General features: G+C 70.3%; 11 protein-coding genes. 6 read left to right on the top strand and 5 right to left on the bottom strand.

Features of this window, described 5'->3' with window-relative positions; translation table 11 throughout:
* Nucleotides 1-436: 436 nt before the first annotated feature.
* The 4 genes from ACFY2Z_RS13645 to ACFY2Z_RS13660 all read right to left on the bottom strand — a co-directional run bounded on the left by ACFY2Z_RS13645 (nt 437) and on the right by ACFY2Z_RS13660 (nt 5,265).
* Entirely contained in the window at nt 437-982 is a 546-nt protein-coding gene (locus tag ACFY2Z_RS13645; protein ID WP_390744350.1) for a hypothetical protein, read from the bottom strand.
* Complete coding sequence (locus tag ACFY2Z_RS13650; RefSeq protein WP_390744351.1) at nt 982-3,063, bottom strand: RICIN domain-containing protein; 2,082 nt, start codon at nt 3,061-3,063, stop codon at nt 982-984. The genes ACFY2Z_RS13645 and ACFY2Z_RS13650 overlap by 1 nt, the downstream gene beginning before the upstream one ends.
* A gap of 304 nt (nt 3,064-3,367) precedes the next feature.
* Nucleotides 3,368-4,018: a response regulator transcription factor gene (locus ACFY2Z_RS13655; RefSeq protein WP_067360243.1), complete on the bottom strand. Its 651-nt coding sequence runs from the start codon at nt 4,016-4,018 to the stop codon at nt 3,368-3,370.
* Nucleotides 4,006-5,265 (bottom strand): histidine kinase, encoded by a 1,260-nt coding sequence (locus tag ACFY2Z_RS13660; RefSeq protein WP_390744352.1) that lies wholly within the window; start codon nt 5,263-5,265, stop codon nt 4,006-4,008. Before ACFY2Z_RS13660 ends, ACFY2Z_RS13655 begins: the two co-directional genes overlap by 13 nt.
* A gap of 135 nt (nt 5,266-5,400) precedes the next feature.
* Here ACFY2Z_RS13660 and ACFY2Z_RS13665 point away from each other — a divergent pair, with 135 nt between their 5' ends.
* From ACFY2Z_RS13665 to ACFY2Z_RS13690, 6 genes are all read left to right on the top strand, one after another.
* Nucleotides 5,401-5,916, top strand: coding sequence for a hypothetical protein (locus ACFY2Z_RS13665; protein ID WP_390744353.1), 516 nt, complete (start codon nt 5,401-5,403; stop codon nt 5,914-5,916).
* Nucleotides 5,917-5,969: 53 nt separating this feature from the next.
* The gene (locus ACFY2Z_RS13670) at nt 5,970-6,485 is read left to right on the top strand and encodes a methyltransferase domain-containing protein (RefSeq protein ID WP_390744354.1); all 516 of its coding nucleotides are present in this window, start codon (nt 5,970-5,972) and stop codon (nt 6,483-6,485) included.
* A 271-nt stretch (nt 6,486-6,756) separates the two neighbouring features.
* Nucleotides 6,757-7,659: an oxygenase MpaB family protein gene (locus tag ACFY2Z_RS13675; RefSeq protein WP_390744355.1), complete on the top strand. Its 903-nt coding sequence runs from the start codon at nt 6,757-6,759 to the stop codon at nt 7,657-7,659.
* 82 nt (nt 7,660-7,741) lie between these two features.
* Nucleotides 7,742-9,346, top strand: a complete 1,605-nt coding sequence (locus ACFY2Z_RS13680) for a phytoene desaturase family protein (RefSeq protein ID WP_390744356.1) — start codon at nt 7,742-7,744, stop codon at nt 9,344-9,346.
* A 61-nt stretch (nt 9,347-9,407) separates the two neighbouring features.
* Nucleotides 9,408-10,517 carry a nitronate monooxygenase gene (locus ACFY2Z_RS13685; protein WP_390744357.1) on the top strand — a complete coding sequence of 370 codons (1,110 nt, stop codon included), beginning with the start codon at nt 9,408-9,410 and terminating at the stop codon, nt 10,515-10,517.
* Nucleotides 10,514-12,064, top strand: a complete 1,551-nt coding sequence (locus ACFY2Z_RS13690; RefSeq protein WP_390744358.1) for an acyl-CoA synthetase — start codon at nt 10,514-10,516, stop codon at nt 12,062-12,064. The genes ACFY2Z_RS13685 and ACFY2Z_RS13690 overlap by 4 nt, the downstream gene beginning before the upstream one ends.
* 7 nt (nt 12,065-12,071) lie before the next feature.
* Here the strand turns inward: ACFY2Z_RS13690 and ACFY2Z_RS13695 are convergent, their stop codons facing one another.
* A complete protein-coding gene (locus ACFY2Z_RS13695) occupies nt 12,072-12,269 on the bottom strand; it encodes a hypothetical protein (protein WP_390744359.1) in 198 nt (65 codons plus the stop codon).
* Nucleotides 12,270-12,405: the final 136 nt, after the last annotated feature.

The following is a 12,405-nucleotide window of genomic DNA, read 5'->3' on the forward strand; positions in this document are numbered from 1 at the left end:
GAATTCCACCGTGCCTGAGATGACGTAGAAGGATTCATCGGCACTCTTGTGCACGTGCGCGATCGGCCCGCCGCCCGGAGGCAACCAGCAATCGGGGAATGGCTGGCTGACACGCTCACCGCCACGCTCCTGCCGCTGCCGTCCCGGGAGGGGTGAGCCGCGGGGCCGGTCGCGGCAGGACGGCGTCGAAAGGGCGAGGGCCGTCAGGCCACACAGTAGGTGTGCAGGCTGTCGACCGCGAGGTTGTACGCCGAGTGCAGCCGGTGGAAGGGGTGGACTCGGACCACAAGTCGCTGATCTTCGCGGCTGACTGGCCACCGACCCGCCCACCATCAGCCCAAACAACCGAAATAGCCGGCCGAGAAACCGACAGACCGTCACGAAAAATCAGGCTGACCCATCGGCGGCCTATCCGATGGGTCAGCCTGCTAGTTGCTCACGGAAGCGACGGCAGAATCCTTTCCCACTCCTGCAAGCGGGGGTCAAGTTCTTCCTCACAGACCAGCCTGGCGATCGCAAGGCCCGGCGAGACCAGGTTCTTGGCCATGCGTAGAGCCCGAATCTGAGAGATGTCGAGATTGCGCCAATCGGCCGACATGATGCAGGCTTCTTCGGCTGACATCGGGAGTTCCGGGAGTAGAAGTCCGATGAGCAGATCTGGGTTGAGAAGATCAACTCGTGTGTTCGGTGGAGTCTTCTGGAGTAGAACCAGTGAGAGATTCATGCGGCGAATCAAACTCTCACGGTAATCGATTGCGCCCGAGGCGACAGCGCTGTCGAGCGCATATCCAAATGCCGACGAGCACATGTCCCAATACCCTGTCGGCAGGTCGCCGAAGCCGTGAGTGAGGCGCATGGTCAGCAACTCGACAACACCGAGCCACTGGCCGGCCGCCAGATCAGACTGAGCGGGAGTGTGCGACGCCAGGACTTCGGCGAGTGACTGCAGGTCGAGCGACGTCAGATCAACGAAACTGTTCATCAGAAGTGAACTCCTGCTGCTGTGAACGCTTCTTTGCCGATCTTGAGACTTTCACTGGACGGGAGGAAGTGTCCACTATGGTTGTTGATGTCCAACCCAAAGTAACCATCCTTCGCTGAGCCTGCGATGTCAGCCTCACCGGCCGCGCGTACAGGAGCCCCTCCGGTCAGAACCGAATGTGAGATCTCTTTGCCCTGGACGAACTTCGGGATGATTACGAGACTCCCGTCTTCCCGAACTGCCCATTTGATCGTCCCTGAGGTGATTGCCGCGTCAAAGGCCGCAGATCCGACGGCGGCAGGCTTCACGCCCAGATTCTCCGCAAGCGCCAGCTCCTGAGCGAGAGTCCCCGGCATGGTGTTGGGGAAAAGACAAACACCGCTGTTGTGCACCAACACAGCCGTGGTACCCGCCAGCACATAGTACGTGTGGAGGCTGTCAACTGTGAGGTTGTAGGCCGGGTGGAGCTGATGGTCACGGTGGACGCGGACCACCGTGACGGTCTCGCCGTTGCTGGTGCGCAGGGTCTGGCCAGCCTTGAGGTCGCCCGCGTCGTTCCAGCGGTGGGCACTGGGTGACCAGAAGGGGTGGTGCTGTGTGGCGGTGACCCGTGCCTTGCCGACGTTGATTGTGAGCGCGATGCCGTAGGCGGCCTGGAGCGCGGTGTCCGACGCGGTCGCGGCCTTCTGAGCTGTCTCCAGCTGGGTCTTGACCACGGCGAGCTGCTTCTTCGACTCCGCCTGCGCAGCGGTGATGTTGGCCTTGGCCTTCTCCACGTCGGCCTTTGCCGGTGCGGTGCCGGTGTGTGTCTTGGGGACGATCCTGAACTTCTGCGCGACAGAGCCGTTGCAGGTCGACAGCACGGCGTCCTTGCTGTTGTCGAACGTCGGCAGGTGCAGACACTTGCCGGACGCCGCGTTCACCAGCGGGCCAGCGCTACGCACGTCGAACTTCCACTGCTGGGCCTTGGCGCTGCCGCAGTCCCGGATCTGGATCTTCGTGCCGTCGGCGCTGTTGCCGTTCTGCACCTCGAGGCACTTGAAGGAGTTCGGGTTGACCAGGGTGTAGCCGCCGTCGTAGGAGCCCATGAGCTGCCACTTCTGGGCGGCGCCGCCGTTGCAGGTGTAGACCTGCACGGGCGTGCCGTTCGTCTTGCCGCCGCGCGCCACGTCGAGGCACTTGCCGGCAGCCCCCGGCACCTGGATCTCCAGCTGGCCGTCACCGATCCAGCCGAGGCCGCCCGCCGTGTAGTAGTCCAGCCAGCGGGTGGAGTAGTCCGCGATCCATGATTGACCCAGCAACTTGCCCAGCGCGAACGAGCCGTCCCGCAAGGCCTTGTTTCCGGTACTGCTGGCAGCAAGGATCTGGTTGCGTTGAGTAGCCTGCGAGGAGATCTCCTGCTGCCACTCGGCGGACGCCTGCGCCACCTCCTTGCCGAGCACCCGGTCGGGGTCGATCGGGTCGTGCCACGCGCACGACGCGAACCGGGACTTCAGGTCCTCGACCGCGATGCGGAATTCCGGGGTGTCCGGTGCCGGCGCGGTCCTTGGGAAGCCCCCGGAGGCCAGGAAGATACGGGCGTCGTCGGCGAACACCCGCGGCACGAAGATCTCGCTCGGGACGACGTCTCCGGAATTCTTCTTCCAGAGCTTCCAGGCCTCCTGCTCCTGGCTCGTCCCACCGCTGGTGTACAGCGGGTCCCCGATGGCGAGGGCGGTCTCTTTGGTCTTGTCGTCCGCCTGCGGTGACGGGTCGTAGAACGGTGACATCAAGTCGACGGACTTGAAGTACGACTGGTAGAGCCAGGGAAGCATCCCCGTTTTCTCGAAGATCTTCCCCGCTTTGGGAGAGCCGGGGTAGTCGTCGAGGCCGCTGACGGTCTTCACCCACGACAGGTCGGTGTCCTCGGCCTTCTTCACCCAGGCGTCGGAGTCGTCACTGTCCTTCTGCCATGCCTGAGCGAACGCACCGGTGCCGTAGGTGCGGTCTGCCATCTGATGTAGTTGGTCCGCCGGCAGCGGCAGGGAAGCGTTGGCCAGGCTGTACAGGTTCGGCCCGCCTCTGCGCAGGCCGTCGGCCATCAGACACTGGTCCATGCGCAATTGCTCGGCAGCTTTGGTGTCGTACCCGTCGTAGGAGTCGGCGACCGTGCTGGTGCGCGGATCACGGTCGGTGGTCGGCTCCGGGTGCTCCGCTACGGTGGCGAGGATGGCGAGGATGGCGAGGGAGGCAAGCGGGACGACCGGAGTCGCCAGGGCCGCCATCCATCTGGGACGCACCCAGCGCGGCAAAGCCTGGTGGAGAGCACCTGTCCGAAGGCGCCGCATTCCCCACTAAGTGCTGCTCAGCACCGTTGTCGACTGGGCATGCGGGCGTGATCGCGCACTATGCGGTCGCAACGCCCAGGAAGCGCAGCACCGCTAGGACGCGGCGGTGGTCGGCGTCGGCCTTGGGCAGGTCGAGCTTGGTGAAGATGCTGTTGATGTGCTTGGCGACCGCGCTCTCGCTCACGACCAGCTCGGCGGCGACGCCGGAGTTGGACCGGCCGCCCGCCATCAGCTCCAGCACCTCCCGCTCGCGCGGTGTCAGCCGGTCGAGCGGATCGCTGTGCCGGCGCACCAGCAGCTGCGCGACGACCTGCGGGTCGAGCGCGGTGCCGCCGGCCGCCACCCGGCGTACCGCCTCGGCGAACTCCTCGACGTCGGCGACCCGTTGCTTGAGCAGATAGCCGACGCCCGAGGTGTTGGCGGCGAGCAGATCGGCGGCGTACCGCTCCTCCACGTACTGCGACAGCAGGAGCACGGCGGTACGCGGGTACTGGCGGCGGATCACCAGCGCGGCGCGCACTCCCTCGTCGGTGAAGCCGGGCGGCATGCGCACGTCGACCACGGCGATGTCGGGCCGGTGCTCCTCGACGGCTGCCAGCAGCCCTTCTGCGTCGGCGACTTGCGCGCACATCTCGAAGCCGGCCGCCTCCAGCACCTTGACCACGCCGATGCGCAGCAAGAGGGAATCCTCGGCGATCACGGCGCGCACGGCAGCTCCACGGTGATGACGGTCGGGCCCCCGGCGGGGCTGCGGCAGGAGAACGTGCCGTCGACGGACGCGACGCGCTTGGCTAGTCCGGCGAGCCCGGTGCCACCGCCGGCCGCCGCGAGATCCGCGCCGCCCGCGCCGTCGTCCGCGACGACCACCAGCAGTGTCTCCCCGATCCGCTCCACGGTCACGTCCGCCCGGGTCGCCTGGGCGTGTTTGACCACGTTCGTCAGGGCTTCGGAGACCACGAAGTACGCGACGGCCTCGACCGTGGGTGAGGGGCGCTGCGGCAGGTCCACCGCCACGCGCACCGGGATCGGCAGGCGGGCGGCGACCCCGGACAGCGCGGCGTCGAGGCCACGGTCCTCAAGGACGGCCGGATGCAGGCCGCGCACCAGGTTGTTCAGCTCGGCGATCGCCTCCTTCGCCTCGCGGTGCGCCTCGTCGATCACCTTGCGGGCGTCCTCCGGCAGGTCGCCGAGGGTGGACCTGGCCAGGCCCAGGTTGACGGCGAGTGAGACGAGGCGCTGCTGTGCGCCGTCGTGCAGGTCGCGCTCGATCCGCCGCCGCTCGGCGTCGGCGGCGTCGAGCACACCGGCCCGGCTCTCGGCGAGGTCGGCTACCCGGCGGGCCAGCTTCTCCGTGCGGCTGGGGCCGAGCAGGACCTCGGCCGCCCGGGTGTCCAGCCGCACCAGAGCGCCGGTCAGCCGGGGCCCGAGGAACAGCAGGGCGAGGCCGCCGGCGGTGATGTACGCGGCTTGCGTGGTGTACCCGAGGTCGGTGACCCGCCACTGCGGGGGCAGCGCCCAGATCCACACGTAGATGGAGGCGGCCACGAGAGCGGCGGCCCAGACGGCGAGGACGGCGAGGTCCAGGACGGCGAGCAGCGGACCCGCCACGGCGTGGTAGCAGACCTGCCGCCACAAGGCCCGCGTGGTCAGCCGACGTACCGCCGAGTTCCAGTTGCGTCCGGGCCCGGGTACGGCGGGGCGCGGGAGGTCCTTGCCGACGAGTGCCCGGTAGCGTCGCCGCTGCCCGACGGTCAGTAGGGGTGTCACCAGGAGCGTGACCAGCACGGGCAGCGGAGTCAGGGCCCACACCCGGGCCGCCATCGTGCCCGCCAGCCAGAGCCACAGTGGTACCACGGCGAGGTGGAGCGGCAGGCCGGCGGCGACGAGCGCGGTCCGGTGTCCCGCCCTGCGGAACGGCCGGCCCAGAACCAGCTGCGGCCACGTCGTGAGTTGCATGCGTCAAACGGTAAAGCCGCAGGCCATCCCCGTGCCATGACGCTCCCGCCCGGTTCGGGGGTGCACTTTTCTCCACCCCGGGTCGGAACCCTGCGTGACTGACGGCGCCCTGGTGTGCGGCGGAGGGTGGAGCACGTGAAGGGGAGAGACGGCGGGAAGCGGGGGAAGACGATGCGTCAACTGGTGTTGTGCAATGACGAATTGGCCGGTGCCGAGGGCTTCGACCGCGCCGAGGTCATCCGGCTCCACGAAGAGACGGAGGAGCCGCGCCCGGCGCGGGGCATGCGGCGGGCCGGGTGGCTGCTGGTCGCCTGCGGGCTCGCCCTGCTGCCGTGGCTGTACGTGCTGGCCACCGGCCTGCCGGCCACCGCGACCGCGGCGCACTGGCCGGTCGCCTGGGTCGGGCTCGACGCGCTGGAGGCGCTCGGCCTGATCGCCACCGGCCTCCTCGCCGCCCGCGGCGACCGGCGGCACGCCCTGGCAGCCGCCGCGACCGCGACGCTGCTTGTGGTGGACGCCTGGTTCGACACCACGACCGCGGCCCCGGGCGGCGACTTCGCCACCGCGGTCGCCATGGCGCTCGGCGCCGAGCTGCCGCTCGCCGCGCTGTGCGGCCGGCTGGCGCTGCGGGCGCTGAGCCGGCACGCGTGACGCCGACCGCCCAGCCACATGCCACGGACCAAATCAATCCACCGGAGAACACCATGCACCGCATCACCACCGCCCCCGTCGCCCCGATCCCGGCCCGGACCCGCCGGGCGGTCGCCGCCGGCGTCGGCGCCGCGTTGGCCGCCGCCTGGTGGCTGGGCGACACGGCGCCCTATCCGTACGCCCAACGCGGCCTCCTCGACGTGCCGTTGCCGTTCCTGACCGCCGACCGGATGGACGCCGTACTGCAACCGCGGCCGGGGGAGCGGATCCTGGAGATCGGCCCGGGGACCGGCCTGCAGTCGCTGCACGTCGCCCCGCAGCTCGGGCCGGAGGGACGGCTCGATGTGCTCGACATCCAGCAGGAGATGCTCGACCACGTGATGTGCCGCGCCGAGCGCGACGGCCTGGCGACGATCAGGCCCACCCGCTCGGACGCGTCGCGGTCCTGTGCGCGGCCCCGGCCGAGAACCTCGGCATCGATGCGCCCGAACTGCGCGCCAGGATCGGCGAGGACCGGATCAGCCTGTACCGGCGCTGGACCGAACAGCACTGAACCGGCCTTCTCATGAGGTGACGGAAGGGGCGGGTGGCGTCGTCTGCGCGGATGCTGATGAGCGGAGGTGGACAAGACGCGTCGCGTCCGCGGTCGTGACGGCGGCGCCGATTCAGGCTGCCGTTGACAGGACCGGAATCGCCCGGCGACGCGGACCGGCCCGGGCCGGGCTGCCGGCCCGTACCGGGAGGCGTGCCCGATCCCGTGCGGTGTGGCGCGGCCCATGCCGGTGACCGTGACGAAGCGCGAGAATGGCGACGTAGTGGCAGTGCGCAGGGGATCGGGAGGTGCTGGTGGGACTGCGGGCCCGGATCGCGGACGAGCTCAAGGCGACCGTGCACGGCGGGGACCTCAAACTGGAACGGTACGAGGGCCCGGCCGGTGATCGCGGGCTGCTCGGGATCAACCCGGGGGATCCTGCCTGGCGGGTGCACGGACATCCGACCGGGATGCTGACCGGCGGGTTCGCGGCGCTGATGCTCCAGTCACTGCACCCTCTGGCCATGGCCGGGGTCCAGCAGCACTCGGATTTCCGGTCCGACCCCGTCGGGCGGCTCATCGGCACCGCGCGGTTCGTCACCACGACGACCTTCGGGTCCGTGTCGGCTGCGTACGAGGCGATCGCCCTGGTCCGCCGGATCCACACCCGGGTGCACGGCACCGCCCCGGACGGACGGGCGTACAGCGCGGCCGACCCCGAGCTGCTGACCTGGGTGCACACCGCGGAGGTGAGCAGCTTCCTGGCGGGCTACCAGGCGTACGCACCAGGGCCGGCCCGGCTCACGCCCGCCGAGTGCGACGCGTACTACCGCCAGGTCGCCCCGGTCGCCGAGGCGCTCGGCGCGAAGCAGGTGCCCGGCAGCGTACGGGAGGTCGAGCGTTACCTCGACGGGATACGCCCCCGGCTGCGTGCCACACCGGCCGCGCTGGACTCCGTGCGGTTTCTGCGCGGCTTCGGCCGTACCGGAAGGGAGCGGCTGGTCGTGGGCGTGCTGATGAACGCCTCCGTCGGGCTCCTTCCCGACTGGGCGCGGGCCGAACTCGGCATGCACCGTCCGGCGGCGGTTCGCCTCTGCTGGGACCGGCCGACAGCCACGCTGGTCGGCCGCACGCTCGAGTGGGCGCGCGGGCCGTCCGAGATCCTTGCCGCCGCGCAGCGCCGTACGGCGTCGCCGCCGGTGGACGAGTGACACCGCGCGCGGACCGGGTGCCCGGCCGCCTCCGCACGGCCCGGCTCTGGCCGGGCCGGATCATGGCGTGCTACCAAGAGACATGCCTGTACACGAGGGAAGCCAGGGACACGAAGGACACGAACACGAGGGCTACGACGCCGTGATCGTCGGCGGGGGCCACAACGGGCTGGTCGCCGCCGCCTATCTGGCCCGGGCCGGACGTTCCGTGCTGGTGCTCGAACGGCTGGACCACACGGGGGGAGCCGCCGTGTCCACCCGGCCGTTCGCCGGGGTCGACGCCCGGCTGTCGCGCTACTCGTACCTGGTCAGCCTGTTGCCACGGAAGATCGTCCGGGATCTGGACCTGGACTTCCGGGTGCGCGGGCGCACCGTGTCCTCCTACACCCCCGTCGAACGGGGTGGGCGCCCCACCGGCCTTCTCGTCGGCCGCGGAGAGCGGCGCACCCGGGAGGCGTTCGCCCGGCTGACCGGATCCGACCGTGAGTACGAGGCCTGGCAGCGCTTCTACGGGATGACCGGGCAGGTCGCCGAACGAGTTTTCCCCACACTCACCGAGCCGCTGCCCACCCGGGACGAACTGCGCCGTCGTATCGACGACGAGGAGGCGTGGCAGGTGCTGTTCGAGGAGCCGATCGGCTCCGCCGTCGAGCGGTACTTCACCGACGACCTGGTCCGCGGGGTCGTGCTGACCGATGCGCTGATCGGCACCTTCGCCGACGCCCACGACCCCTCGCTGCGGCAGAACCGCTGCTTCGTCTACCACGTGATCGGCGGCGGTACGGGCGCCTGGGACGTTCCGGTCGGCGGCATGGGCGCGCTGACCGACGCGCTGGCCGCGGCCGCGCGGGCCGCCGGCGCGGTGATCGCCACCGGGCACGAGGTGGTCGGCATCGAGAGCGACGGGCGCACCGCGGAGGTCGCGTTCCGCACCGCCGACGGCGAGGGTACGGTCTCCGCCGGGCACGTCCTGGTGAACGCGTCGCCGCAGGAGCTGGCCCGGCTCACCGGCGACGCCCCGCCCGCCCCGGCCGAGGGCGCCCAACTCAAGGTGAACATGCTGCTCAGGCGGCTGCCCGCGCTGCGCGACCCGGAGGTCGATCCGCGCGAGGCCTTCTCGGGGACCTTCCATGTCGCCGAGGGATACGAGCAGTTGGCCGCCGCGCACGCCCAGGCGGCCGCGGGCACGCTGCCCGCCGCGCCGCCCTCGGAGATCTACTGCCACTCGCTCACCGACCCGACCATCCTCGGTCCGGAGCTGGTCGAGCGGGGCTACCAGACCCTCACCCTGTTCGGTCTGCACACCCCCGCGCGGCTCTTCGAGCGCGACAACGACGGTGTGCGGGAGGAGTTGCTGAAGTCGACGCTGGCCCAACTGGACGCCCACCTCGCCGAGCCCCTGGAGGACTGTCTGGCCAGGGACGCCGACGGACGCCCCTGCATCGAGGCGAAGACACCGCTCGACCTGGAACGGGATCTGCGGCTGCCCGGCGGCAACATCTTCCACCGCGAGCTGGCCTGGCCGTACGCCCAGGAGGGCACGGGACGCTGGGGTGTGGAGACCCGCCAGGCCAATGTCCTGCTGTGCGGTGCGGGCGCGGTGCGCGGCGGCGGAGTGAGCGGGGTGCCGGGGCACAACGCGGCGATGGCGGTCCTCGAAGACCTCGGGGGCGGCACCCGAGCCTAAGATCTGACGGGGTATCAGAAACAGTCTTCCCTCCTTCCGGTGGCTGCGGCATCCTGCGCCCATGCAGACGGAGCTGAGCAAGCAACTGGGAGTGGAACACGCCGTTTTCGGCTTCACGCCGTTTCCCGCCGTCGCCGCGGCCATCAGCAGGGCGGGCGGCTTCGGGGTGCTCGGTGCGGTCCGCTACACGGCCCCCGACGAACTCAAGCGCGACCTCGACTGGATCGAGGCCCAGGTGGACGGCCGGCCCTACGGCCTCGACGTCGTCATGCCCGCGAAGAAGGTCGAAGGCGTCACGGAGGCCGACGTCGAGGCGATGATCCCGGAAGGGCACCGCCAGTTCGTCAAGAACACCCTCGCCGCGTACGGGGTGCCGGAACTCACCGAGGGCGAGGCCTCCGGTTGGCGGATCACCGGCTGGATGGAGCAGGTGGCCCGCACCCAGCTCGACGTGGCCTTCGACCACCCGATCAAGCTGCTCGCCAACGCCCTCGGCTCCCCGCCCGCCGACGTCGTCGCCCGCGCCCACGACAACGGCGTCCTGGTCGCCGCCCTGGCCGGCAGTGCCCGGCACGCCCGCAAGCACCGGGACGCCGGCATCGACATCGTCGTCGCCCAGGGATACGAGGCGGGCGGTCACACCGGGGAGATCGCCACGATGGTGCTCACCCCCGAGGTCGTGGAGGCGGTCGACCCGCTGCCGGTACTGGCCGCCGGCGGCATCGGCAGCGGTCAACAGGCGGCCGCCGCGCTCGCGCTCGGCGCGCAGGGGGTCTGGCTGGGCTCGGTCTGGCTGACCACCACGGAGGCCGAACTCCCCTCGCCCGCACTCGTCCGCAAGCTGCTCGCCGCCGGATCCGGCGACACGGTCCGCTCTCGGGCGCTGACCGGAAAACCGGCCCGGCAGCTGCGTACCGCGTGGACCGACGCCTGGGACGCCCCCGACGGGCCCGGCGCCCTGCCCATGCCGTTGCAGGGACTGCTCGTCGCCGAGGCGGTCAGCCGCATCCAGAAGTACGAGGTGGAGCCCCTGCTCGGCACCCCGGTCGGCCAGATCGTCGGCCGGATGACCGGCGAACGCAGCGTTCAGGCCGTCGTCGACGACCTCACCCGCGGATTCGAGCGGGCCGTCGACCGTATCAACCGGATCGCCGGAAGGAGCCAGCAGTGAGCCAGACCGCCCCCGGATTCTGGGCCCAGGCAGCGGCGGACCCCGAGCGTGTCGTTCTCGTCGCCCCCGACGGGGAGGAGTGGACCGCCGGGCGGCTGCTGGCCGCGGCCCACCGGCTGGTGCACGGACTGCGCGCCGCGGGACTCGAACGGGGTGACTCCTTCGCCGTCGTGCTGCCCAACGGCGTCGAGTTCCTCACCGCCTATCTGGCCGCCACCGAGGCCGGGCTCTATCTGGTGCCCGTCAACCATCACCTCGTCGGACCCGAGATCGCCTGGATCGTCGCCGACTCCGGCGCCAAGGTGCTGATCACCCACGAACGGTTCGCCGACGCGGCCCGGCGCGCCGCCGACCAGGCGGAGCTGCCGGCCGACCGCCGGTACGCGGCCGGCGAGGCGGAGGGCTTTCGGCCGTACTCCGAACTCCTCGCCGGACAGCCCGACTCGGCGCCCGAGGGGCGCACCCTCGGCTGGGTCATGAACTACACCTCGGGCACCACGGGCCGCCCGCGCGGCATCCGTCGGCCGCTGCCCGGCAAACCCCCCGAGGAGGCCTACCTCGGCGGCTTCCTCGGCATCTTCGGCATCAGGCCGTACGACGGCAACGTCCACCTCGTCTGCTCGCCGCTCTACCACACGGCCGTACTCCAGTTCGCGGGCGCGTCCCTGCACCTCGGGCACCGGCTGGTGGTGATGGACCGGTGGACGCCGGAGGAGATGCTGCGTCTCATCGACACCCACGCGTGCACACACACGCATATGGTGCCCACCCAGTTCCACCGCCTGCTCGCGCTCCCCGACACGGTGAAGGCGCGCTACGACGTCTCCTCCATGCGGCACGCCATCCACGGCGCCGCGCCCTGCCCCGACCATGTGAAGCGGGCGATGATCGAGTGGTGGGGCGAGTGCGTCGAGGAGTACTACGCGGCGAGCGAGGGCGGCGGCGCCTTCGCGACCGCCGAGGACTGGCTCAAGAAGCCGGGCACCGTCGGCAAGGCCTGGCCCATCAGCGAACTGGCGATCTTCGACGACGACGGGAAGCGGCTGCCGCCCGGTGAACTCGGCACCGTCTACATGAAGATGAGCACCGGCGGGTTCTCGTACCACAAGGACGAGGCCAAGACGAGGAAGAACCGGATCGGTGACTTCTTCACCGTCGGCGACCTCGGCTGCCTCGACGGGGACGGCTATCTCTTCCTGCGCGACCGCAAGATCGACCTGATCATCTCCGGTGGGGTCAACATCTATCCGGCCGAGATCGAGGCCGCCCTGCTGGGACACCCCGCGGTGGCCGACGCCGCCGCCTTCGGGATCCCGCACGACGACTGGGGCGAGGAGGTGAAGGCCGTCGTCGAGCCCGCTCCCGGCCATGAGCCGGGCCCCGCCCTCGCCGCGGACATCCTCGGCCACTGCGCCCGGCAACTCGCCGGCTACAAGCGGCCCAAGAGCGTCGACTTCATCGAGTCGATGCCCCGCGACCCCAACGGCAAGCTGTACAAACGCCGGCTGCGCGCACCCTACTGGGAGAACCGCGCCCGCGAGCTCTGACCCGGGGTCAGGCCTCGGGGGCGGCGACGACGCGCCACCGGCCGACCTCCCGGTACGCGGAGTCGTGGACGGCCGCGCCGTCCCCGGGCTTCAGGGCGTAGTGGCCGAGGTTGCCGCCCCAGTACCGCAGGATGCGCCCCAGTTCACGCACGGAATCCTCCGTGGACCACCCGTCATCCATCTCGATGTCGAGCTGAAACCTCATGTGCCCCGCCTTCCTCTCATGGACGCGTTCGGCCCGGTCAGTCCGGCCGTGACCCGTGGTATCAATTGTTCCACTCAAGTGCTGCCAGAGACTTTTACGTCTCCCGCCGCAGGTCGTCCCCGCTGTATGCCGGAAA

It is taken from the genome of Streptomyces sp. NPDC001222, assembly GCF_042896945.1.
Classification (GTDB): domain Bacteria; phylum Actinomycetota; class Actinomycetes; order Streptomycetales; family Streptomycetaceae; genus Streptomyces; species Streptomyces gibsoniae.

Bases quoted from the DNA above. Each gene is read 5' to 3' on its own strand.
- ACFY2Z_RS13685 (WP_390744357.1), top strand. From the start codon at position 9,408: ATGCAGACGGAGCTGAGCAAGCAACTGGGAGTGGAACACGCCGTTTTC.
- ACFY2Z_RS13680 (WP_390744356.1), top strand. From the start codon at position 7,742: ATGCCTGTACACGAGGGAAGCCAGGGACACGAAGGACACGAACACGAG.
- ACFY2Z_RS13650 (WP_390744351.1), bottom strand. From the start codon at position 3,063: ATGGCCGACGGCCTGCGCAGAGGCGGGCCGAACCTGTACAGCCTGGCC.
- ACFY2Z_RS13660 (WP_390744352.1), bottom strand. From the start codon at position 5,265: ATGCAACTCACGACGTGGCCGCAGCTGGTTCTGGGCCGGCCGTTCCGC.
- ACFY2Z_RS13670 (WP_390744354.1), top strand. From the start codon at position 5,970: ATGCACCGCATCACCACCGCCCCCGTCGCCCCGATCCCGGCCCGGACC.
- ACFY2Z_RS13695 (WP_390744359.1), bottom strand. From the start codon at position 12,269: ATGAGGTTTCAGCTCGACATCGAGATGGATGACGGGTGGTCCACGGAG.
- ACFY2Z_RS13645 (WP_390744350.1), bottom strand. From the start codon at position 982: ATGAACAGTTTCGTTGATCTGACGTCGCTCGACCTGCAGTCACTCGCC.